Annotated in this window: 18 protein-coding genes; 4 read left to right on the forward strand and 14 right to left on the reverse strand. The window is 43.6% G+C overall.

From position 1 onward, the window contains the following. Positions 1-12: 12 nt before the first annotated feature. Together rhaB and MKY14_RS08520 are read right to left on the reverse strand one after the other, a co-directional pair. Complete coding sequence (rhaB, locus tag MKY14_RS08515; protein ID WP_076302637.1) at positions 13-1,479, reverse strand: rhamnulokinase; 1,467 nt, start codon at positions 1,477-1,479, stop codon at positions 13-15. Between the two features lie 27 nt (positions 1,480-1,506). After that, positions 1,507-2,658: an iron-containing alcohol dehydrogenase gene (locus tag MKY14_RS08520; RefSeq protein ID WP_076184475.1), complete on the reverse strand. Its 1,152-nt coding sequence runs from the start codon at positions 2,656-2,658 to the stop codon at positions 1,507-1,509. A 358-nt stretch (positions 2,659-3,016) separates the two neighbouring features. On the opposite strand from MKY14_RS08520, the gene MKY14_RS08525 reads away from it, so the two are divergent. Next, on the forward strand, positions 3,017-3,772 hold the full coding sequence (locus MKY14_RS08525; RefSeq protein WP_038574551.1) for a DeoR/GlpR family DNA-binding transcription regulator: 756 nt from the start codon (positions 3,017-3,019) through the stop codon (positions 3,770-3,772). Positions 3,773-3,856: 84 nt separating this feature from the next. Here MKY14_RS08525 and MKY14_RS08530 read toward each other — a convergent pair whose 3' ends face one another. The 3 genes from MKY14_RS08530 to zwf form a co-directional block, all read right to left on the reverse strand. Continuing rightward, positions 3,857-4,498, reverse strand: coding sequence for a class I SAM-dependent methyltransferase (locus MKY14_RS08530; RefSeq protein ID WP_339168225.1), 642 nt, complete (start codon positions 4,496-4,498; stop codon positions 3,857-3,859). Positions 4,499-4,681: 183 nt separating this feature from the next. Next, positions 4,682-5,575, reverse strand: coding sequence for a phosphogluconate dehydrogenase (NAD(+)-dependent, decarboxylating) (gene gnd / locus MKY14_RS08535; RefSeq protein ID WP_036688068.1), 894 nt, complete (start codon positions 5,573-5,575; stop codon positions 4,682-4,684). 71 nt (positions 5,576-5,646) lie between these two features. Continuing rightward, complete coding sequence (gene zwf / locus MKY14_RS08540; RefSeq protein WP_076278115.1) at positions 5,647-7,182, reverse strand: glucose-6-phosphate dehydrogenase; 1,536 nt, start codon at positions 7,180-7,182, stop codon at positions 5,647-5,649. A gap of 2,844 nt (positions 7,183-10,026) precedes the next feature. On the opposite strand from zwf, the gene MKY14_RS08545 reads away from it, so the two are divergent. Continuing rightward, positions 10,027-10,914 carry a fructose bisphosphate aldolase gene (locus MKY14_RS08545; RefSeq protein WP_076194668.1) on the forward strand — a complete coding sequence of 296 codons (888 nt, stop codon included), beginning with the start codon at positions 10,027-10,029 and terminating at the stop codon, positions 10,912-10,914. Between the two features lie 379 nt (positions 10,915-11,293). On the opposite strand, the gene MKY14_RS08550 is transcribed toward MKY14_RS08545, so the two are convergent. The 3 genes from MKY14_RS08550 to MKY14_RS08560 form a co-directional block, all read right to left on the reverse strand. Next, positions 11,294-11,656: a DUF1304 domain-containing protein gene (locus tag MKY14_RS08550; RefSeq protein ID WP_340976278.1), complete on the reverse strand. Its 363-nt coding sequence runs from the start codon at positions 11,654-11,656 to the stop codon at positions 11,294-11,296. Between the two features lie 164 nt (positions 11,657-11,820). Further along, on the reverse strand, positions 11,821-12,654 hold the full coding sequence (locus MKY14_RS08555; protein WP_139330181.1) for a hypothetical protein: 834 nt from the start codon (positions 12,652-12,654) through the stop codon (positions 11,821-11,823). 92 nt (positions 12,655-12,746) lie between these two features. Then, positions 12,747-14,330, reverse strand: a complete 1,584-nt coding sequence (locus MKY14_RS08560; protein WP_340976279.1) for a glycoside hydrolase family 43 protein — start codon at positions 14,328-14,330, stop codon at positions 12,747-12,749. Between the two features lie 121 nt (positions 14,331-14,451). Between MKY14_RS08560 and MKY14_RS08565 the strand changes: the two genes are divergently transcribed. Beyond that, positions 14,452-15,309: an AraC family transcriptional regulator gene (locus MKY14_RS08565; RefSeq protein ID WP_076128265.1), complete on the forward strand. Its 858-nt coding sequence runs from the start codon at positions 14,452-14,454 to the stop codon at positions 15,307-15,309. A gap of 7 nt (positions 15,310-15,316) precedes the next feature. Here MKY14_RS08565 and MKY14_RS08570 read toward each other — a convergent pair whose 3' ends face one another. Further along, positions 15,317-16,771: a glycosyl hydrolase family 28 protein gene (locus MKY14_RS08570; protein ID WP_340976281.1), complete on the reverse strand. Its 1,455-nt coding sequence runs from the start codon at positions 16,769-16,771 to the stop codon at positions 15,317-15,319. 212 nt (positions 16,772-16,983) lie between these two features. Between MKY14_RS08570 and MKY14_RS08575 the strand changes: the two genes are divergently transcribed. Continuing rightward, the gene (locus MKY14_RS08575) at positions 16,984-18,090 is read left to right on the forward strand and encodes a glycoside hydrolase family 88 protein (RefSeq protein WP_340976283.1); all 1,107 of its coding nucleotides are present in this window, start codon (positions 16,984-16,986) and stop codon (positions 18,088-18,090) included. Between the two features lie 64 nt (positions 18,091-18,154). Here MKY14_RS08575 and MKY14_RS08580 read toward each other — a convergent pair whose 3' ends face one another. The 5 genes from MKY14_RS08580 to MKY14_RS08600 form a co-directional block, all read right to left on the reverse strand. Beyond that, positions 18,155-19,216, reverse strand: coding sequence for a glycoside hydrolase family 76 protein (locus MKY14_RS08580; protein WP_076128258.1), 1,062 nt, complete (start codon positions 19,214-19,216; stop codon positions 18,155-18,157). 12 nt (positions 19,217-19,228) lie between these two features. After that, positions 19,229-20,284, reverse strand: coding sequence for a glycoside hydrolase family 76 protein (locus MKY14_RS08585; protein WP_340976285.1), 1,056 nt, complete (start codon positions 20,282-20,284; stop codon positions 19,229-19,231). Positions 20,285-20,317: 33 nt separating this feature from the next. Then, positions 20,318-21,205 carry a carbohydrate ABC transporter permease gene (locus MKY14_RS08590; protein WP_076142466.1) on the reverse strand — a complete coding sequence of 296 codons (888 nt, stop codon included), beginning with the start codon at positions 21,203-21,205 and terminating at the stop codon, positions 20,318-20,320. Positions 21,206-21,238: 33 nt separating this feature from the next. Continuing rightward, a complete protein-coding gene (locus MKY14_RS08595) occupies positions 21,239-22,126 on the reverse strand; it encodes a carbohydrate ABC transporter permease (RefSeq protein ID WP_036688088.1) in 888 nt (295 codons plus the stop codon). A 64-nt stretch (positions 22,127-22,190) separates the two neighbouring features. Further along, positions 22,191-23,495 (reverse strand): ABC transporter substrate-binding protein, encoded by a 1,305-nt coding sequence (locus tag MKY14_RS08600; protein ID WP_076184486.1) that lies wholly within the window; start codon positions 23,493-23,495, stop codon positions 22,191-22,193. Positions 23,496-23,519 lie beyond the last annotated feature (24 nt).

The following is a 23,519-nucleotide window of genomic DNA, read 5'->3' on the forward strand; positions in this document are numbered from 1 at the left end:
CGTCTGTTTCGCTTAGATAAGCTCATTCACCTTGGACAGATGAAGGCTTCTCCAGCGATTTAGAATGTTATTAAAATGCTTGATCGGCTGCGGAATGTATGATGTTATTTCAAAAGATTGTTCGATAATAGCTCTTGCCTCAGTTATGTCTGCAATGGAATTTGTGCTAATCATCTGCACTACTATATTTCCTAGAGCAGTCGCTTCCGTTGGTCCAGCCTTTACTTCCCTGCCGATAACGTCAGCGGTTAGTTGGCATAAAAGCCGATTGTTCGCCCCACCGCCGACAATTTGCAATCCCTCGATCCGACGTTCTGTCAGCTCCTCCAACTCTTCTAAATAAGTTAGATAGGATAACGCCAAGCTGTCAAAAACACAACGTGCTAACTGTCCAGGTGTCTCCGGAACGGGCTGCTCACTCTCCATACAGGCACTGCGGATTTCTTCTATCATGTTCGATGGATTAAGAAACCTTGGTGCATTACAAGGGATCAGGCTGCGAAACCCCTCTTCTCCCTGTGCAAGCTCTGCAAGCTCCGCAAAACTATAACAATTGTTCAGTAATCTGCGAACCTCTTGAATAAGCCATAAGCCCATTACATTTTTGAGGAATCTATAAGTTCCGTAGGCTCCCCACTCATTGGTGTAGTTAGCCTGCATGGCTTTTAGAGAATTTAGAGGCTCCGTTCTTTCTACACCGAGTAAAGACCAAGTTCCACTGCTGATATAAGCTGAGCCTTCTTGAAGTGGAGCACCTAGCACTGCTGAGGCCGTATCATGGGAAGCCACACAGATCAGCTGGCATTCAGGCAGGTCATATTGTTGGATTAAAGCTTCGTCAAGAGGACCAACCACTACACCAGGCTCAGTTAATTTTGCAAATTGATCTTTCCTGATATTCAAAAATTCTAATAGGTCATCGTCAAAATCCCGGCTTTCCAGATTCAACAGCTGTGTTGTAGATGCAATCGTAACCTCGTTGATTTTACGGCCAGTCAGTCGGTAATATAGATAATCTGGTACAAGTAAAATCTGATCCGCTTGCGCTAGCTCTTCTTCTTTATGAACATATAACTGATTCAAGGTATTGATGGATAACTGCTGGATTCCTGTCTTTTCATAGACGGTTTGTGGTGAAAGCTGCTGTGCCACCTGATCCACAGCCAGATCCGTTCTGCGGTCCCGGTAGGCGTATACTTCCTGAACACGATTCCCGTCCGCATCTACCAGCACATAATCTACACCCCATGTATCAATACCGAGCGTACAGGTAGTAATTCCATCGGTTTTAGCCTTCCGAAGCCCGATCATAATCTGCTCTACTAAATAATCAATGTCCCAGAAACAGGAACCCTCTTGTTCCGTAAAGCTATTGCTAAAGCGATGAAGCTCTTCTAAGGAAAGAATACCTTCTTGCAATATTCCGCGCACCAGCCGCCCACTTGAGGCACCGATGTCAACCGCGATGTGATTATTCATAAACAATCTCCTATGATAAGGGGTGATTTATAATATTTTTTTGAACAGTGTAATAACTTCTTCTTTAGTAGGAATAAAAGGGTTCCCTGGTGCACAAGCATCCTTCATCGAATTTTCAGCCAGAAGATCAAGATCTACTTCTTCTACGCCAAGCTCGGATAATTTGGCTGGAATCCCTACTTCTTTAGATAACGCCTTGATCGACTCAATTACGAAATCTGCGCATTGTTTATCTGTTTGGTTCTCTACATTTAATCCAATCGCTTTAGCAATGGATCTGAATTTCTCAGGCACATATTTGGCATTTTCTTCTTCCACAAAAGGCAGCAGCATCGCGTTACATACGCCGTGCGGCAGATCGTATACGCCGCCCAGCTGATGCGCCATCGCATGCACATAACCAAGCCCCGCATTATTGAAAGCCAATCCGCCAAGGAATATCGCGTATACCATCTGTTCACGCGCTTCGATATCATGGCCATTCTTCACAGTACGAGCCAGATTAGCAAAAATAAGCTCCACTGCGGCTAGTGCCGTAGCATCGGTTACCGGATATGCTCCCGGCGTCACCAGCGCTTCAATCGCATGAGTCAATGCATCCATACCCGTGGCCGCGGTAAGTGCAGCGGGTTTATCAACCATAAGCTCAGGATCGTTGACTGAAATCGTCGCAAGGCTGTTCTTATCTACCATAACCATCTTCACTTTGCGTTCTTCGTCTGTGATTACATAGTTAATGGTCACTTCAGCCGAAGTACCAGCAGTGGTATTCACGGCGACAATCGGCAGTGATTTATGCTTAGACTTGTGTACACCTTCATATTCTTTGATATGACCGCCATTTGTGGCAATGATACCAATGGCTTTGGCAGTATCCTGTGGTGATCCACCGCCAATGGAAATCAGATAATCACAATTCTGCGCTTTGAGATAATCAACGCCATCGTGGACATTTTTACAGGTCGGATTGGGTTTCACTTCATCATAGATGGCATATTCAATCCCCGCTTCGTCCAATACCGCCAGCAATTTACCAGCAATGCCACTTTTCATAAGGAATTTGTCCGTAACAACAAGCGCCTTTTTTAATTTAAGCTCTTGGATGTATGGACCAATCTCCTGCAAGCATCCCTTGCCCATAATATTGATCGATGGAACATAATACACATGCGTGCTCATGCTTGACCAGCCTCCTAAAGTTAATTTATCAACACCAAAGTTTTACACACAACTCTGCAAGCTAGAGCGTAGTATTCCGGCTGCAGCGCCTCAGGCTGGCCTCTGAATCGCAACTGGGCCGGCTCTGGTATCTTTCAAATCTAATTACCACTACAGGACTTATTTTCTCCTTCATCGTATGCCCGCAAATCTTTGTTGTCAACATTTTAAATATTATTTATGTTGTTTTTATTTGTTTTATATCCGTTTTGTGAATATTTATTGGAAAACAAACATGATTCTACGTTGATTTTATTGCAAAACACAGATATTTGGAGCTATGATTAAGGAATATACAGATTTCGGAAAGGTGATCCCTATGCTTGCAGCTGAAAGACGCAAAAAAATAATAGATCTTGTTCATCAGGATAAACGAGTATTAGTCTCTGATCTAAGCCGGATGTTTGAAGTTACAGAAGAGACGATACGCAGAGACTTGGAGAAGCTGGAGAAGGATGGAATTCTAAGCCGAACCTATGGCGGGGCCATGCTGAATCGTCACACGAACGAGGATTTGCCATTTGTTACACGCAATGCGCTGAATACAGATATCAAACGGGGAATCGCCCTTAAGGCGCTAGATTTAATCAATGATGGAGATACGTTAATGGTGGATCCTAGCTCCACAGCCTTTGAGTTTCTAAAACTGCTTGGCAATAAAAACAATCTGACCATTATCACGAACTCGATTAATATCTTGCATGAGTTCTCGAATTCTGGGATGGATATCATCTCTACCGGAGGTTCTTTACGTTACCGATCCATGTCACTCGTGGGTCCTGTAGCACATGACACCATTCAAAGATACAATGTGGACACTGCGGTTATCAGTTGTAAAGGAATAGATATGGAGCGAGGCATCACAGATTCTAATGAACCGGAGTGTGAGCTCAAGAAATATATGCTACGTCAAGCTAACAAGGTCATACTCCTGGCCGATCACACCAAATTCGATAAGACCGCCTTTACAAAGCTGATCGAGCTTGGCCAAATCGACTTTTTGATCACAGACCGCCAGCCTTCTGAGGTTTGGTTGAAGCGCCTGAACAAAGAGAATATTGAGATTCTCTATTAATCGGGCTCAAACGCCTTCGCAGCCCATTTAAAAATGCCGTTTCCCAATGAGTAATGGGTGACGGCATTTGTTATATAAAGATGATTATCTTTTTGTATAAACCTGAGAGATTGGGATTACGTTGACTGTTGATTTGGGATTTTCGCGTTGCACTTGCGTTGTAGTTTTTTTCCTGCAAATATATACAAGCGCTGGTGGAAAATTCAGCAGCACCCACTTCGTGTGTAGGATCTCAAAATGCTGGCTCAACTCTGTTTTCATCCGCGGAAAATATTCATAGGTTATAAACCACCCTCCTTCTTTTAAAGAAGAAATGATCTGTTCCATAAACTTAGTGCGGTCTGGTTTCGAGAAATTCATCAAAGACAAACTACTCACGATACAATCCAGCTTCTCCAGACTGCTGTTATGAAGCGCAAGACGCAGCCGGAGACAATCATTGTTGCAGAAACATCCAGGGAATTCCTCTCTTAATTGACTGCGAAAATCAGGATCTATTTCAAATAAAAGAACATTCATACCGGTCTTTTCTCCACGCGGAATAAACCTTGTGATTGCACCAGTCCCCGCACCCAACTCAGCCATAGAATGCACTTGGTTCCAAGGCACTGGATCAAGCAACGTCTGGGCCAGCCAATGTGAACTGGGAGTCACACTACCATATTGTCGGGGCGCATGCAGAAATTTATTTAGAAAATGAAGTCGCTCACGAATTCCACTTTGCATGAAATCTCCCCCTTGCTTCCTAACTTACCCTTCTCCCCCTAAAATATGTAAACTGCATTAAATTCGTACTCCATCTATACTTCCCATTATCTATTCCCCTTAAAATAAAAAGCCCAAATTTCTCCGCAACATAAATTGCGAGAAATTCGAGCTTGTAAACACTCAATTCAGAGTCGGCCAATCTTATTTAGTTTCCACAGCGTGTCCGCCGAACTCGTTCCGCAGTGCAGCAACTACTTTTCCAGTGAATGTGTCGGTCTCAAGGGAACGGTAACGCATCAATAACGCCATTGCGATAACCGGAGTCGCCGCTTGTAAATCAAAGGCGGTTTCAAGCGTCCATCTGCCTTCACCAGACGAATGCATAATGCCCTTAATCTCATCTAGTTTAGCGTCCTTCGAGAAGGCGCGTTCCACAAGTTCCATCAGCCACGAACGGATTACAGAGCCATGATTCCACACCCGAGCTACTTCCTCAAAGTTGTAGTCAAATTCACTCTTTTCCAGAACCTCAAAACCTTCACCGATAGCAGCCATCATGCCGTATTCGATACCGTTATGCACCATTTTTAGAAAATGGCCGCTACCTGCTTTACCAGCATATAAAAAGCCGCTTTCTACAGCTGTATCACGGAAAATAGGCTCCACAACTTCCCAAGCTTCGGGATCTCCGCCAACCATGTAACAAGCGCCATTACGCGCCCCTTCCATACCGCCAGAGGTACCTGCATCCATAAAGTGAATTCCGTGCTCCTTCAATTCCTCATACCGACGAATCGATTCCTTATAATGCGAGTTTCCTGCTTCAATAACGATATCACCTTTAGACAACTGTGGAGTAAGTTCAGCGATTACAGAATCAACGACCTGATGCGGAACCATGATCCAAATGATTCTTGGTGTTTCCAATTGCTGTACCAATTCTGGAAGCGTTACTGCTCCACTAGCGCCTTTAGCTTTCATTTCTTCTACAGCAGGTGCATTCAGATCAAAAGCAACAACCTCATGTCCATGATCCAGCAAATTTTGACCCAAATTAAAACCCATTTTTCCTAACCCAACTAATCCTACTTTCATGTAAATTCCCTCCGATTTATAGATTCTTGTGATGTATTTTAGCTAAATTGGCAAAAAAAACAGGCAGGGGCTTAAGCCCCTGGCCGTATAGATTCCTGCGCTGCTGCAACTTCTGCTTGAGCGTCGAGAAGATCTGACTCCTGATCTGTATCATCAAACCACCAGCGGTCTTCACCCAAAAGCTCCATAGCCGCATCTGGACCATAAGAACCTGAAGCATAGGTATGAAGTGGCATTAGCCCCTCTTCCATAGCTTCCTGGATTGGTGTAACCCATTGCCATGACAGCTCGACTTCTTTCCAATGAGCGAAGAAAGTGGCGTCACCACGAAGTGCATCAAAGATCAGATTTTCGTAAGCTTCTGGTACGTCTGAAGTTCCGGCTTCATAAGTAGCGAGGACAGGTTCAAGTTTCCCTTTTTGCAGCTGATCCTTCGTATTCAACTGAAGCGTAATGGCTTCATTTGGACCGATCTCGATGATGAGCAGATTTGGAACGTCATTCCCTTTATTTTTGTTATTGTTATCATTAAACGGTTCTTTAAATTCTATAACGATTCTTGTTGATTTCTCTTTCATTCTCTTGCCAGTACGGATATAGAACGGAACTTCATTCCACAATGGATCATCTATAAACAAACGCGCTGCAATAAACGTCTCATTTTGTGAGGATTGGCTAATTCCGGGTTCATCCAAGTAGCCTGCAACAGATTTACCTTTAATTTCACCTTCAGCATATTGTCCGCGGACAACATATTGATTAACTTCGTCTTTACTTAGCGGAATGAGGCGCTCCATGACATATCTTTTCTTCCCACGGATCTCTTCAGGTGTACTGCCTTTTGGAAGCTGCATCGCCATCATCATGAGCAATTGAAGCATATGGTTCTGGAACATATCACGAAGTGCCCCAGCTTTATCATAATAGCCTGCCCGTTCTTCAACGCCAACAATCTCACTCGCCGTAATTTGCACATTTGCGATATACCGATTTTTCCACAGTGCTCTAAGCACAGGATTTGAATATTTTAGAACTTCCAGATTCTGAACCATCGGTTTACCCAAGAAGTGGTCAATTCGGAAAATCTCCTCTTCAGTAAATACGGCATTCAAGCTGTCATTTAACTCTCTTGCTGTTTGCAAGTCTGTACCAAAAGGCTTCTCAATAATCAGACGCTTCCAGCCCTTCGTAGATCCCAGACCACTGGAGTGAATATTGGCGGCAATTTCCTTGAAAAACTCAGGACCCACCGATAAATAGAACATCCGATTCTCCGGAATGTTAAAAAATTGCTCACGACGTTTAACATGCTCCAGGAGCTTCAAATAATCCTCTGTATTACCTACATCTAGAACGCTATATTCAAAAGCTTCCAAGAAAACCTGCAACTGTGGAGATTCTACTGCTGGCTGTCTAGAAAATGTCTGCAAAGATTGCAGGACTTGCTTACGGAAAGCTTCAGTTGAAACTTCTCTTCTTCCTAATCCAATCACTGAGAGAGGACCTGAAATTTGACCATCTAAAAAGAGGTTATATAGTGCAGGATAGATTTTACGTTTTGCTAAATCTCCTGTAGCGCCAAAAAGCACAAATGTTGATGATTCCACTTTCATTCCTCCCGCTATTATATATTATTTATTAACTTACTTTTAATTACTAGCATACTCAGTAGAATCAATCATACGACTGATATTTTTATTCGTCAACCTCATTTCGACATTTACGAAAAGTTATTATTTTCACAAAGCTTCGAATTGGTAATTATGATTAATGTCACACCAATTATCTTATTGGATTATTCGTATTAATTTACTAGGAAATAATCCAAAAATAAGATAACAACCCGCTCCCAGCATGGCTTTTGGCGTTCTGACTTTACACACTCTGATTTAAAATTCTTCATCCAAAGCTGTTTACAACATAAACAAAATTCCCAGTCGCTTAAATAAGCTCATCCTTCCCCTGTGTTTCAAACTAACTTTAAGTAATAGAGTGGTTTGGTCTCGCGCGCCTTGATGAAGACTATGCGATTTGATTCCAAGTTTGGGAATTAAGCATAAAAAGTGACTGCTTCGAGGAATATTACTTGAGAATACTTCAAAGGAATTTTTGCTGAGCACATTGGAGTGACTTGGAGTCTGTGAAGAGAACGATTGGGGATGAGATGACGTTTGCAGAGAGTACCATTGGGGATAGGTTAATGTTGCTAAGAGTACCCTGTGAATGTCTTGAGTTTGCTAGGTGAACCATTGGGAATGTCCTGAAGTTTGCTAGGTGAACCGTGTGGATGTCTTGAAGTTTGCTAAGTGTGCGCTTTGGGGGATCACTTTAAAGTTCGCATAGAGCGTCTTTAGTTTCAGTTTGGAGTAACATTTATGTTTACCCGCATCTCCGGCTGCGGCGATATCGGACCTTGGAGTCCTTATACGTCGATTCGTACTCGTCTGCCGTGGCCTTATGTCCACACAACTATGGATCGGACTCAGGAGACACTATTTCACAGATTTTGGTCATTTCGCCATGCTATCGGACTCAGATGCAACTATTCGACCCAATGTACTCCTCTTTGGAGCAAATACTTGGTAATAAGAGCTATGCAGTCCGATACTTCTGAAAAATGCTCCAAAAACACTAAATAGCTGCAATACAGTCCGAACGATGATGTAGTATCTTCAAACTTGGCTAGTCCGGACTCAGGTGACATTCTACTTCGATACTTACTCGTCTGCGGAGGCTACGAGTCCTCGCCATCGACGGTCCGGACTCAGGAGACGCTATTTCACAGATTTTGGTCATTTCGCCATGCTATCGGGCCCAGATGCAGCTATTAAACCAAATTCACTCCTCTTTGGAGCAAAAACTTGGCAATAAGAGCTATGCGGTCCGATACTTCTGAATAATGCTCCAAAAACTCTAAATAGCTGCAATACAGTCCGAACGATGATGTAGTATCGTCAATCTTGGCTAGTCCGGACTCAGGTGACATTAAACGTCGATACTTACTCGTCTGCGGAGGCTACATGTTCTTGCCATCGATGGTCCGGACTCAGGAGACGCTATTTCGCAGATTCAGGTTATTTCGCCATGCTATCGGACTCAGATGCAACTATTCGACCCAATGTACTCCTCTTTGGAGCAAATACTTGGTAATAAGAGCTATGCAGTCCGATAATTCTGAAAAATGCTTCAAAAACACTAAATAGCTGCAATACAGTCCGAACGGTAATGTAGTATCTTCAATCTTGCTAGTCCGGACTCAGATGACCTCAGACGTCAATTCGTTCTCGTCAGTTGAGGCTACATGTTTTCACTAACTATGGGTTTGGACTCAGGTGACGCCTATACGTCGATACTTACTCGTCTGCGGAGGCTACATGTTCTTGCCATCGATGGTCCGGACTCAGGAGACGCTATTTCACAGATTTTGGTCATTTCGCCATGCTATCGGACTCAGATGCAGCTATTGAACCAAATTCACTCTTCTTTGGAGCAAAAACTTGGTAATAAGAGCTATGCGGTCCGATACTTCTGAATAATGCTCCAAAAACACCAAATAGCTGCAATACAGTCCGAACGATGCTGTAGTATCTTCAATCTTGCTAGTCCGGACTCAGGTGACGCTATACGTCGATTCTTACTCGTCTGCGGAGGCTACATGTTCTTGCCATCGATGGTCCGGACTCAGGTGACGCTATTTCGCAGATTCAGGTCATTTCGCCATGCTATCGGACTCAGATGCAACTATTCGACCCAATGTACTCCTCTTTGGAGCAAAAACTTGGCTATAAGAGCTATGCAGTCCGATACTTCTGAAAAATACTCCAAAAACACCAAATAGCTGCAATACAGTCCGAACGATGCTGTAGTATCTTCAATCTTGGCTAGTCCGGACTCAGATGACCATAAACATCGATTCATACTCGTCAACCTAGACTGGATGTCCACACTAACTATGAGTTCGGACTCAGGAGACGTTATTTCGCAGATTTAGCCCATTTCGCCATGCTATCGGACTCAGATGCAGCTATTGAACCAAATCCACCCCTCTTTGGAGCAAATACTTGGCAATAAGAGCTATGCAGTCCGATACTTCTGAAAAATGCTCCAAAAACACCAAATAGCTGCAATACAGTCCGAACGATGCTGTAGTATCATCAATCTTGGTTAGTCCGGACTCAGCTGACATTATACGTCGATTCGTTCTCGTATGCTAAGATTGCAAGCCTTCACCATCTTGAGATCGGACTCAGGAGACCTTACACGTAGATATCTCGTCATCCCCATGGATCAATCAGATCCGGAAGTCCTTATAACGCAGATTCAAACCACCTCACAATAGACTAGTTACCAGCCAAGTTTACAATGCCATTTGTTTAGAGCCGGTACATTAAGTGTTATAGTTAATGAACATAAGATTTTTCATTCAGTTCACGAAAGGAAGGAGTATTTTCATGAATATGGAGCAATGGGAAAGAATTCGGACGGGACAGGGATTTATAGCTGCCTTGGATCAAAGTGGTGGCAGTACACCAAAAGCGCTGCTGCAATATGGTGTTGCAGAGGACAGTTACTCTAATGAAGATCAAATGTATGGGTTGGTTCACGAGATGAGAACGCGCATTATCAAGAGCCCTGCATTTGATTCAAAGCATATACTGGGTGCAATCTTATTTGAGAACACAATGGATCGTTCCATAGACGGGCAATATACTGCCGATTTTCTATGGGAGAAAAAAGGGATTGTGCCTTTCCTGAAAATCGATAAAGGTCTTGCCGACCCTGAAGACGGAGTACAACTAATGAAGCCTATTCCCGGCTTGAGTGATCTTCTGAAGCGGGCCAACGAACGTAACATCTTTGGTACAAAAATGCGCTCGGTGATTAAAGAGGCTAATCCTTCCGGTATCAAAAAGGTGGTTGAACAGCAGTTTGAAATCGGTAAGCAGATTTTAGCAGCGGGACTCGTACCTATTATCGAACCGGAAGTTGATATCCACAGTGCTGATAAAACGGCTTCAGAGAAGCTGCTAAAAGAAGAACTATCAGCCCAATTGTCTACGCTGGGCAAAGACGTGAAGGTCATGCTTAAGCTCTCCATCCCAACGGAGAATAATTTCTACCGTGAATTAATGGAGAATCCTCATGTTTTGCGAATTGTCGCTTTGTCCGGCGGTTACACACAAGCAGAGGCCAACGATAAGCTCGCCCATAATCAAGGACTGATCGCCAGCTTCTCACGTGCGTTATCACAGGGACTAAGCGCTGGGCAGTCAGAAGAAGAGTTTAACGCGCTCCTCTCTAAATCTGTAGAAGCGATTTATGCAGCCTCTATTAAATAAGATCCTCATTTAAACCAGCACATAAAAAGAGCTGTGTCCCTGACAGGTGTTCCCTGCTAGGTAGCAGCTCTTTTTTTATGATGAGAATTTGCTTTTAAAGTCTAGAACTTTCAGATTAAACGCCATTTCGTCTACTCTTTCAGCCCACACAAGCATGCAATAGGTTTGTTAAAGTCCCTTACATCTTATCTAAGGACCACACCTGTACCTAAAACACATTAATCAACCACTTCTCTATTGTTTCTTAGTACACCATCCATAATTCCTGTTTTTAATCCAGCGCATTTCATTACCCAATAATTTCTTGATCTTACGCAAAAAAGGCTTCCACCACGCAAGTACGCGAGGTAGAAACCTAATCGATTACTTCTATGTTATCTTAAATCGAAACCACGAGGATTAATGCAATTAAAGCTGGCAGTCCTTGCATAAATAAAATAGACTTTTTCACCGTCAGTCCGCCATATAACGCCGCCACTATAACAGTTGATAAGAAGAAGATTTCAATTTGATGGCCGAAATTTACATTCGGATGAACCAATCCCCAAATTAAACCTGCCGCCAAAAATCCATTGTATAACCCTTGGTTCGCTGCCAGTGTTTTAGAAGCATCCGCAATTTCCTGTGTCATTCCAAAGACTCGAAGCCCTTTTGGCTTTGACCAAGCGAACATTTCTAAATAAACAATATAGATATGTATTAACGCAACAACACCGACCATAATATTAGCTACCCATACCATCAAAATAACCACCTTATTTTAATTTGTGTACAATTTAATTGTATCACATTAAAACTCAAAAGTGTATACAAAATCCCATAAACAATTCGACACTAAAAAAAGAATAGCCATAATCTTCAAAAAAAAAGACTATCGCTATTCCATACGTAATGTTTTATGAAATTCTAAAATACTTTTGCAGCAATATAAACGGTTACGCTATTGTAAAAACCATAAAGAGAACCATTGCTCCAGACGAAATTGCTAGGATCTGAAATTCCCGTATTTTGAGACGCTTGATGTCCATGTTTCTCTGACCATAGACCTGAGCTATTTTGAAGCATGAAGTGGTAATCTACGTTATCCTCAGGAATATCGACTTTACCATTACCATTTGAGTCGATCCATCCCACTCTTAGTGCAATTCGATGTTCATCGGAATTAATCGCTGCAGTTCGGCCCGGAAGTATCCGCCAACCCGGTTTAAAGTATAAAGGATTCGTATTGCCATCTTGAACCACAAGACCAGCAGTATAATACACGTTAGTAAAATAGGCAGGATCTCTGACATTTGAGACCCCGTCTCCATCACCAGGGTTGATTGCCCCTGGAAATCTTAAGGCATAACCATAACAGTTAATCCCATAACTATTTTCGGCTGTATACGGCCACGCATGACCATAAGCGGAAGCTAGAGTTGCTTGCGGAGAATCAGGTTCAAAAGTAGGTGTTATTAGCTCCGGTGCTAACAATTCATTATTAATAAGATTGTCATCTGCCGGGGGTACAAAGCTTGATGACTCTTTGAGTTCTCCAACTGTAGTAACATTTCCTTGTGTGTCCACAATAATCGTATCGTCGCCCTTCCATTCTCCAACCCAAACCTTTTCCGGTCCAGAAGTTTGGACTTCTTTCAAATTACTGACGTCGACGTCGATAGGTGCGGCCATTGCAGCAGAGGACAGGGCCAGATTCAGTAAGAGCGTGCAGGTTATTGCGGCTTTATAAGTCTTTTTCAAAATCATAAACATCCCTTTCTATGTAAGATAAGTAAAAATTAACATTTTATCCTAAAATAGACTATGAAGAATGTTATGGTTTTTCCGAACACCTATAAAGCTTTATATTCAAAGTAGTCAAAATAAGCCGGCTTCGCTTGCTGATCCAAATCCTGAGCACATACCCCGACATAGGAACCGGTAAAGCCAAGCTTGCCGCCATATTCATCCGAAAGCGTACCAAAATCTAAGGGAGTACAGACAGCTGTCCAATTCACCCCGTCTGATGAAGCATAAAACAACAGATCACGTCCATGAATTTCCGCCTTTAGATAATAACGATCCCAATCTTTCACAGATAGCTGCATAGAGGAAATCTCATCGTATTTGCCACCTCTACACAGCACAACGCCCAAACTAGTTCCACGAATCTCATCTGCGGTAACACGCAAATAATAGTAATCACTGTCATCATAATAGAGGACTAACCCAGCCATTTGCAGGAAGCTATCCGGCTCGAATTCCAGACAGGTTGTAGCTAAGCATTCAAAATGTTGAATCGGCCGGGCAATTAAACTCTGATCATGCAGTGAAGCTAATGACTCTCTGCCGCGCAGACGAAGAAAACCCGGACGTTCCTTCAAGCTAACCCAAGATTCATCAAAAGGCACACGCAAGCTTTGGTATGGAAATCCAAGAACCTCTCCATCAAATTCATCTCTGTTTGGCAGCTCCTCAAAAGTGAATATCGGCAGGTCAGGAGCCACGGTCTCCAATGCAGGCAGCTTCCCTCCGTGGGCCAATCGCAACCAGCCATCCTCTGTCCATTCACAACGTTGAATCGCAGTTTCCCGGCCTAACGGATTCATCGTTGACGTTCCCGGAATCGGGCGTGTGCATAAATGCGCCATGTACCAGTCCCCATTCTGAGTCTCTACGAGCGATCCGTGCCCTGCTTGCTGAAACGGGTAGGTCAGATCATGTGCCGTGGTCATAATCGGGAAATCCGGATCCGTCTCATAAGGACCTGTGAGGCTTCGGCTTCTAGCTAAGGTGACCATATGGTTGATGCCAGTGCCTCCTTCAGCTGTCAGTAAGTAATAGTACCCATCCTTCTGGTACAATTGCGGACCTTCGGTCACTCCGATAGGTGTCCCTTTATAAATTTCATGGATAGGTCCCGTTAATTTGCCAGTCTCCGGGTCATATTGCTGCATAATGATGCCAGAGAAGTTATTGTGATTTTTACGGAAATCCCAACGCATATTAAGCAGCCATTTGGTCCCATCCAGATCATGGAATAAAAATGGATCAAATCCGCTGCCATTAAGTCTAACCGGCTCACTCCACGGGCCCATGATATCCGTCGCTGTAATTAAATAATTATGCAGATCTTTATATACACTTTTGCGAGATTTCACATCTGTAAATAGCAGATAAAATACGCCTTGATCATAAGAAAGCGCGGGTGCCCAAATGGAACCAGAGCTTACGTTACCACGCAGATCTACTTGTGAGGCTTCTGTCAGCACACGTGAAATGGAATGCCAATGAACTAGATCCTTGGAATGATGAATTTCTACACCTGGAAACCATTCAAAAGTAGAGGTTGCGATATAATAATCATCCCCTACTCTAATAAAAGACGGATCTGGATGAAAACCTGCCAACACCGGATTAACAATTTTTTGCGTCATAATGTTACCCTCCACTACCGGATTTTTCATAGTTTAACGTATTTATTGTATCGCTTTCATAACGATTAAAGTTATAATGAGATATAAGAAAATGTTTGTATTTTGTCATCTTGGAGGGCCTATGAAGCAGCTGTTCGAACCTGTTGTTTTTGAAGAACATAAGACCTTGATTTGGGATTATAAAATATATACCGACGACTATTACAAAGGTTATTATCACTGGCATCAATGCTGTGAAGTCATGTTCGTGTATGGCGGACAGGGAAACGTTGTTGTGAATCAGCAGATGTACGATATCCGCAGGGGAATGTTATTCTTTTTCCAGCCCTATCAGCTGCACCGGATCTATTCTGAGGTTTCTCCCGAATGTCCTTTTGAACGAACCATCTTCTACATTGATCCACATGTTGCTGAACACCTGCTGGAGGGTTTTGCGAAAAGGAAGGCTTTATTCACAGCGCTTTGGCAAGGGAAAAATACACATTGTGCCTTTGATCTTAAGGATCACGTTGAGTCTGTGGAGTGGATTCTGGAGCAATATAATCACAATAAAAAAGTCAGTCTGACTGAGGATACCGAAGACATTTCACTGTTAATTCTTCAATTATTGAGCAATATAGGAACTGAAGATCAGCATGTATTCCAATCCGGAGAACGGCGAACCTTGCGTTATTCTGAGAAAATCATGAGTTTTATCGAAGAGCATTATCATGAGGAGGTTAATCTGGATCAGTTGGCTGAGGAGATTCACTTGTCCAAATCCTATATCTCCAGAATCTTTCATCAGGAAACCGGAGGAAGGCTTGTTGATTATCTGACTGCCCGCCGGATCAAACAGGCCTGCCGCTTGTTAGGAACGACAGACCTGCCTGTGGAGCAAATCGGAATCACTGTTGGTTTTCCAAATGCCTCTTATTTCAATCAACTGTTCAAAAGAGTCCTAGGGACGACGCCATTAAAATATAGAAAAAGTAATTAGATCCAATCTACACAACCGTATTTTTTTCAGTCACGAAGAGTATATTTTTAGCAAAATGATTAATATCTATCAGCTCTGGGCGGGGGGCGTCCACCAGTTCACCATTGATCCTTAAATTGACAAAGGTCACATTTTCAACAGCTCTCTCTTCGTCATATCCATAAATTCGTGAAGGGTTGGCCGTCCCGCTATAGCTGATGTCGCGAAATGTAATGTCCCGGATGCTTGTCCCCGGCTCTGGATTGTAATCCTTGTTATAGACCACCCGCACATCAATTAGCTGCCCCCGCTCAATACGCTCTACACGTATATTTTCATATAGAACATTACATACCCTATTTCGATCCCCGGCATTAATCGCCATTGCCCCCCAATAGTTCTCTTGCGGTTCGTGATGATTCAAGATATCAATATTTGCAAAAACAATAGACTCAATGGTGTCCCCGTTCCGTTCATGGTCCCCATGTGTACCAATCATTAATGGATGAGCGACATCCGCCCACAGAATGGAATCACGAACGCTAATATTACGGGTATCCCCATAAAAATCCCATCTCGAGCCGTAAATAGCAATACAATCATCCGAATTACGCATAAAAACATCCCGGATTCTAACCTCGGAACTAGACATAATATCAATGCCATCAGACCACCCCCGAGTGCTAAACGATTTGAAATTATCAATCACAATCTGCTCAGACTGCCCGATGAAAATGCTGTAATGTGGCGGATCAATCACGGTAATACCTTCCACATTTATGGATCGCGAAAAAATAATTCGTATCCCTCGAAAGGCCGAGAATCGATGAAAATCCGCAAGATAAATTATACCGCGACCACGAATGGATACATCATGAACTCCCTCGCATACCAAGGAACCTACAAGCACTGAACCTCCGGCAAGATACACCGTGGTTTCCGAAGGGACCGGCAATACTGTTTCTTCTATATAATGTGTGCCTGGAGCGAAATAAAGCACCTTCCTTTTTTCACGAGGATCAGCAGCGGCATTATCCAGCAGCCGTAAAAGATCAGGTTTCCGGTGTATACCCGGTTGGACTACTAGAACATTAGCATCCTCTGGTTGAGGGGCATCCTTCTCCTTAGGGTTAGCAAATAAATGCAGATTTCGAAAAATATCACCGTTGATCTCAATCGATAACTTTTGCGGACCTGTTAGCTTAAACAAAATGGTATTTCCATGATATTCGTAAGAGATCCCTCGCGAAGCCGGAGCAATGTTCACACAATCAATCTCCGTATAAAGACAGGTGACTTCAACTTCTACTGTACCTTCCAGATCAAAATAAGCCATGGATGCAGGACGCACCTCATGCATATCTACCTTAACCTCGTAAATAAACAAGCTATGCCATTCTCCTTCAGGCTGCCGTACTCTAACCTTATAATCCTCACGTCCCGGGATATCTTTAGGTGCTTTATATACTTGTAAATCATCCACTTTACCATCCTCCTGTTCATTTCGATTGTATCGCTTCCAACACCGATAAAGTTTTAATGTGTTATGCAGAAATGTTTGTATTTTGTCAGTTTTAAATTATAAGCCAACTTCAACATGACAATAATCAAACATTTCCTTATATCAAAACACAACTTTCCTGAGCTTTAGAAAGCTATACTCATAACATCCTAATTACACTGGAGGCAATAATAATGACAAGCCCTTATTGGCAGGAAATCATGGGTAGACTTGATACAAAAGTGGAACGTATGGTAGAGCAGATCGGTGACAAGTGCCCGCATTTCGCCGGGAAAGATGGCAAATTTGATGATATCGGTTCAGACTGGTGGACTACAGGGTTCTGGCCTGGACTCCTCTGGATCATGCATGATATGACCGGAAAAGATCTTTACAAGGAGGCTGCTTGGCATTGGGACGGTACCTTGGAGGAATGGTTTGTTAAACCAACGGTTGAGATGCATCACGATGTGGGATTCCAATTCCTTCCGACAGCTGTAATCAAACATACAATTACAGGTGACGAAGATGCCCTGCGCAGAGGAATTGAAGCTGCGAATTTCCTCGCTGCCCGCTATAATCCTGTAGGCAAATTCATCCGCGCATGGAATGAAGATAAATACGGCTGGGTAATTATCGACTGTATGTTAAATATCTCCCTGCTGTTCTGGGCCAGCAAAGTGACAGGTGATCCCCGCTATAAGCATATTGCAATTAGCCACGCCGAAACGACAATGCAATTTGGCATACGTGAGGATGGATCCACCAAACATATTATTTCTTTTGACGCAGAGACAGGTGCTTATCTTGAGAATTTTGGCGGTCAAGGCTACTCGGCTGAATCCTCTTGGAGCCGAGGAACAGCTTGGGGATTGTACGGCTTTATCAATACTTATCGCCACACTGGTGATGAACGTTTCCTGAACACTGCTAAGCGGATCGCACATTATTTCATCTCTGCTTTGCCTGAGGATCAAGTCCCTTATTGGGATTTCCGCCTAGAGGATGATACCCGGATGTTCCGAGATAGCTCCGCAGCCTCTATAGCCGCTTCAGGATTATTAGAGCTTGCAGATATCGTACCCTTAGGCGAAAAAAGTCTATATGCAAATGCAGCGGAGCGAATTCTGCGCTCACTGACGGAAAATTACGCAACCTGGGAGCTGCCGGAGCATGAAGCGATTTTATTGCACGGAACTGGCAGTGGCAATTCCTTCATTGATGTATCCCTGATCTATGGAGACTACTATTATATTGAGGCTATCGCTAAATTAAATGGCTGGAAACATCGGATTTTCTAATTGCAGATAGTTAATTTAAACAACAAAAAGACACCTCTCTTGAGGTGTCTTTATATATTTCAGGCTATTCGTTCACCAGTGCCGCAGCACCCTCCAGAAGCATCAAGCCGCTGAGTTGAATACTCAGCTGAACCGGAAGCTCCGGTTTCACTTCCCACGATGAACTGCACAGACCCAGTTGTTTATCCAGACCTTTTTCCCACAACTGCATTGCATTGGCCAATATAACCTCGCGAATACGGATATTTACAGGAGATATTTTACAGAGCTGAACCAAATAACGAATCAGAATGCCCTTGAACAATCCAGTATCATCAATGCCTTCATCAGGCAACATCAGATTAATTGGATCGCATAACCGATCAATACATGTATTAGCCGTTCGAATCGCATCTTCTAAGTAATGAACATCACCCGTATTCTTGTAAAGCTCTAGGCCAGCGCCTAGAAACACTCCCTGACAGTAAGTAAACTCCCAGTCGTAATCGATCTGGCCATCCCCAAGTCTATTCATCCCATCCCACACAAAACCAGTCGTAGAATCCATCAAATATGTCTTGTTCCATTCATAGATACGGAGCGCCCACTCCAGATCCTCTTGCTTATGAAAAAGTTCATATAACCGGGCTGCAAGGATGACGGCAGGTGCATTGGCAGGTGTGTTTTTATAATCTAGCTGATCCTTCTTCCACGCCAGACCTCCACCCAACTGTTCATTCCAAGCCGTCTTAATATCCTCCCATAGATCAAGCACAGCATTTAAATAGGCTTCATGTCCTGTTACCCGATAAGCACGCAGCAACGCCAATGCTGTCCATTCCATATCATCATAGTAATTATGCCTGAAAGTCCCCCCGTTATAAGCTTGCAGACTCTGACTTAGCTCCTTAATTTTCAAGGAATACACAGGATCTCCACTACGCTCATAACCATCTACTAAAATATCAATGACATGAGCCTGCCACCAATAATAAAAGTTTTCCCCCGCAACGTTGTACGCTCTGGGATACCATTGGTTCATGATCCCCGTCTCAGCATTATAATAATTACGTAGTAGACATTGTTGGAACCACTCGGACTTTTCCTGCCAACTGACTGCTTCTATGGCTTCCTTTGCTTGTGTCATTAAGAACTCACCTCAACCCTGTTCTTTAGTTAATTCAGCCATCTTCTCCAGCAGCTTGATCGCACTAAGCTGGGAGCTGAGCTGAATCACACCAGCGGAAGTCGAAGTCCAATCTGTGCCAAACAACACTTTATCCTCTGACTTTCCTTGTTCCCAGAGACATTCTGCATTCGCTCGCAGGAAATCTACAGCTTTAACTGCTGCGGAATCAGCTTTGACCCATTCAGCTGTATAGCGAATCAGGATTCCTTTAAACAGTCCCGCATCACCATTTCCTTCATCTGGCAGCACACCTCCCTCAGAGTCAGCAAGTTCATGGGCTGCGGCGGCAAAGGTTAGACGAGCATCCTCTAAATATTCCTGCTCTTTAGTGATACGGTACAGTCCAACTGCTGCGCCAATGAAAACACCTTGGTTGTAGGAGTATTTCCAATCTTTATCGATCTTTCCATCGCCAGTGCGATTCATGCCATCCCATACAAAACCCGTTGCCGGATCTACTAGATGCTCTTTTTGCCATCTGTATATTTTTAACGCCCATTCAAGATTGCCAGCTTCACCAAAAGCTTGATACAAGCGTGCCGCAAGTATAGCTGCCGGTGCATTGGCTGGTGTATTTTTATAATCCAACTGTGATTTCTGCCAAGCAATTCCACCGCCCATATGCTCGTTCCAACCTGTCTGAATGTCGTTCCATAAAAGAAGGGCTGTATCTTTATAACCTTCCACTCCTGTTGCTTGATAAGCACGAAGCCACGCGAGAGCCATCCATTCCATATCATCATACAACTCATTTGGCCACATACCACCATTTCGTTGTAGCAGACCTTCATGAAGTGCGGAAAGCCTTTTGGCATACCAGTTCTCTCCAGTCCGCTGTAGTCCATCTACCAATACATCCACAGCATGGGCCATCCACCAATAATGAAAAATAGTGTTGCATTCTCCATTTGGACAAGGTGTTTCTATATTGTACATTTTGATCGCTTCATTCCAGAAGAATGAATCCAATGCAGCTTGTGCTTGATTCGCCCGTTCCTCCCAAATCCCTATCTCCAATTGATTCATATAGACTCTCTCCCTGGTTCGATTTTTATTGCATTAACCCTTAATACCACTGAAGGCTATCCCCTGTACAAAATAACGCTGAAGAGCTAAAAACAACACCAATATCGGCAAGATTGCTACTAGCGCTCCAGCCATCATTGGACCGTAGTCTGTTTGAAAATTATAAGAAAAAGCTTGAAGTCCCATCTGAATCGTTGCTTTGTCGGGATCATTCAGCACAATCATTGGCCACAAGAAACTGTTCCAGCCCGCTTGGAAGGTAAAGATACTTAAAGTAGCCAGCGCTGGTTTAGTCAACGGCAAATATATCCGCCAAAATATTTTAAACTCTCCACAGCCTTCGATCCGGGCCATTTCCATCATGTCACTAGGCAAGGTGAGAAAGAATTGCCGCATGAAGAACACAGCAAAGGTTCCAGAAGCGCCCGGAAGAATAATCCCCCAGAATGAGTTCATCAGCCCGTTACCCCCGCTACCAAAAATATCATTTCCTCCAAAAAGAGGAATATGGCGCATGACATAAACCGTGGGGATCATCGTCACAATGCCTGGTATCATCATCGCCGCAAGCAGCACGCGGAATATCGGCTTATTGAGCTTAAAATTCAATTTTGCGAACGCATAACCACTGATAGAACCAAAGAACAGATTCGCCAATACACCCGCCACTGCAAGTACAAGCGAATTCCAGAAATAGAGCGCAAACGGAACCGTAGTAAATGCCTTACGATAGTGTTCTAAGGTCAAATGTGAAGGAAACCACCGGATGGGCATGGCGAAGATCTCTTCGTCAGGCTTCAAGGATGTAAGAACACTCCAATAAAAAGGTAGAAACATTACGATAGCAATAACTATGCACACTATATAATAGATAGATTTGCTTAAGCTTCTTTTTAATAACGAACTTCCGCTAGTATCCATACCTCTATCCCCCTTCTGCATGGCAAGCCCGGCTTATACAATGGACTCCTCCGCCTTTGTGATCCGCATGTTTATTAGTGAGAAAATGAGAATCGCCACAGCAAGCACAAATGCTTGTGCAGACGCATACCCCATTTGCAATTGATTAAAGCCCTGCTGATAGATCAGATAAACTGGAGTCTTTGTCATATTCGCCGGACCACCCTGCGTCAGCACAAAAGCTTGGTCGAACAACTGCAACGCACCAATGATTGACATCGTACTGACAAGAAAGGTTGTTGGTCGCAGCTGCGGCCAAGTAATAAACCGGAAACAAGCCAGCTTATTAGCACCGTCCAGCCGTGCAGATTCATACAAATAGTCGGGCACGCCCTGCAGACCTGCCAAGTAGATAATCATATTAGAACCTACCGATTGCCAGAGGGTAAGCATAATAATGGATAACATCGCCGTTCGGGTCTCGGATAACCAAGCTGGACCCGTAATCCCAACATAAGACAACAATCCGTTAACCAAACCAAATTCAGGATGCAAAAGCCAGATCCAAACGGTAGCAGCAGCAACGGCGGATGTAAGGGTAGGCAGATAATTCAATGTGCGGAACAACTTTACCCCACGCCAGGATCGACTAAGCAGAATCCCGAGGAGAAGCGAAATCAGAATATTAAATGGAACGAAAATGATGGAATACAGAAATACATTTCGGAATGTTTTCCATAACAAACTGTCCTCTATCAAACGGCGATAGTTATCAAAACCGATCCAATCGTTTCTACTAAGTACATCGTAGTTGGTAAAGCTTAAATATAGCGCCATTACCACAGGGATGACTGTGAATACTGTAAACAGCAATACCGTGGGTGTAATAAACAGATAAGCCGTCCGCGCCTGATGTTTCTCTAGCTTTCTGATGGAAGCCATTTCAGCTACCCCCTCCTAAGCAAAAGGGAGGCGAAACCTCCCTTCACTTCAAATGTCTTACTTATTATTTCACTACTTCATTATCCTTCAGCATTTTGTCGCCCTCTTCTTGCGATTTCTTCAAGGTCTCATCAATGCTCATCTTGTTTTGCTGATTAAGCTGCAAATTAGGGGCCAAAGCATCAGTCTCCATCACGGAATATCCAGGATGGTTCGGACGAACCTTGGCGAACTCCAACGTTTCCAGAAACGGCTGCCACTTTGGATCATCCTTGAAAAATGGATCTTCCATCGATGGCTTATAACCCGGCAGGTTTAGACTCGTCTTTGCCCAGAGCAACGCGTTATCCTTGTTCGCTGTCCACCATTTGATGAACTCCCATGCTTCTTCCTTATGTTTGGAGCCTTCTGGAATCACTAGCCCAAATCCACCCATGACACTACCTTTATCACCATTTGGTCCGGCCGGAGGAGGAACGATTCCATAATCCAGGTCTTTACCATATTTGTTATAGGTGCTGAGCATCCACGGACCGGAATACAGCATAGCCACTTTACCTGTGACAAAAGCATCTTGCCCTTCACCAAGTCCAAGTTCGAACCCTACTTTATACACTTTGTCCTTGTTCATTAGGCGATCCCAGAACTCAAGCACCTGCTTGCCCTGCTCATTATTAAAATTGGTCTTTCCATCCTCTGTAAGCATGGTGCCGCCAGCCTGTTGGAGATACATATTAAAAAGTCCCAAATCTCCCATAGAAAAACCTGCAGTCTCCAATTTATTTCCATTCCATTTCGTTAGCTTCGTAGCCGCTGCCTCTAACTCATCCCAAGTTGTTGGAGGCTGAAGTCCTGCTTCTGCGAGCAGCTTCTTATTATAGAAAAGAGCACGGGCATCTACTGTAAGCGGCAGCCCATATAATTTGTCATCGTATGAAAGCTCCCGTAGGGATTCACTGTAGAAATCATCTTCGGAAATACCGTCACGCGTTAAGTATTCATCCACCGGATGCAGTACATTTTTCGGGGCATACAGCGAAGTTCTCCAACGGTCCCAAAACAGTACATCAGGAGTGCCGCCATTGGTCGCAGAAGTTAGGAATTTCGTGATCATATCCTGTTGCAGCACATATTTTACGTGAATTTTATCCTGCGATTTATTAAAAGCATCCACCATGGTCTCGAATTGCTTCTGCCCCTCACCGCCCCAATCTCCCCAGAAGGTAAGCTCTGTCTTTTTCCCGGTACTGCTCCCAGCTTTGCTTGTGTTTCCGGTCTCTTTGTCCGCAGATCCGTTATTACCACCGCAGCCCGCAGCAAGTGCAGTAGTCATTACCAAAACAATTGAGGTAACCAGCCATTTTTTCATGTTCTCTATCCCCTTTAGAGTCGA

Origin of the sequence: Paenibacillus sp. FSL R5-0887, from assembly GCF_038002305.1 — a bacterium.
GTDB lineage: Bacteria > Bacillota > Bacilli > Paenibacillales > Paenibacillaceae > Paenibacillus_AQ > Paenibacillus_AQ odorifer.

Coding starts and splice junctions, on each gene's coding strand:
- MKY14_RS08580 (WP_076128258.1), bottom strand. CDS start 19,216: ATGACACAAGCAAAGGAAGCCATAGAAGCAGTCAGTTGGCAGGAAAAG.
- MKY14_RS08575 (WP_340976283.1), top strand. CDS start 16,984: ATGACAAGCCCTTATTGGCAGGAAATCATGGGTAGACTTGATACAAAA.
- MKY14_RS08525 (WP_038574551.1), top strand. CDS start 3,017: ATGCTTGCAGCTGAAAGACGCAAAAAAATAATAGATCTTGTTCATCAG.
- MKY14_RS08585 (WP_340976285.1), bottom strand. CDS start 20,284: ATGAATCAATTGGAGATAGGGATTTGGGAGGAACGGGCGAATCAAGCA.
- MKY14_RS08560 (WP_340976279.1), bottom strand. CDS start 14,330: ATGACGCAAAAAATTGTTAATCCGGTGTTGGCAGGTTTTCATCCAGAT.
- MKY14_RS08550 (WP_340976278.1), bottom strand. CDS start 11,656: ATGGTATGGGTAGCTAATATTATGGTCGGTGTTGTTGCGTTAATACAT.
- rhaB (WP_076302637.1), bottom strand. CDS start 1,479: ATGAATAATCACATCGCGGTTGACATCGGTGCCTCAAGTGGGCGGCTG.
- MKY14_RS08565 (WP_076128265.1), top strand. CDS start 14,452: ATGAAGCAGCTGTTCGAACCTGTTGTTTTTGAAGAACATAAGACCTTG.
- MKY14_RS08600 (WP_076184486.1), bottom strand. CDS start 23,495: ATGAAAAAATGGCTGGTTACCTCAATTGTTTTGGTAATGACTACTGCA.
- gnd (WP_036688068.1), bottom strand. CDS start 5,575: ATGAAAGTAGGATTAGTTGGGTTAGGAAAAATGGGTTTTAATTTGGGT.
- MKY14_RS08595 (WP_036688088.1), bottom strand. CDS start 22,126: ATGGCTTCCATCAGAAAGCTAGAGAAACATCAGGCGCGGACGGCTTAT.
- MKY14_RS08520 (WP_076184475.1), bottom strand. CDS start 2,658: ATGAGCACGCATGTGTATTATGTTCCATCGATCAATATTATGGGCAAG.
- MKY14_RS08530 (WP_339168225.1), bottom strand. CDS start 4,498: ATGCAAAGTGGAATTCGTGAGCGACTTCATTTTCTAAATAAATTTCTG.
- MKY14_RS08590 (WP_076142466.1), bottom strand. CDS start 21,205: ATGGATACTAGCGGAAGTTCGTTATTAAAAAGAAGCTTAAGCAAATCT.
- MKY14_RS08545 (WP_076194668.1), top strand. CDS start 10,027: ATGAATATGGAGCAATGGGAAAGAATTCGGACGGGACAGGGATTTATA.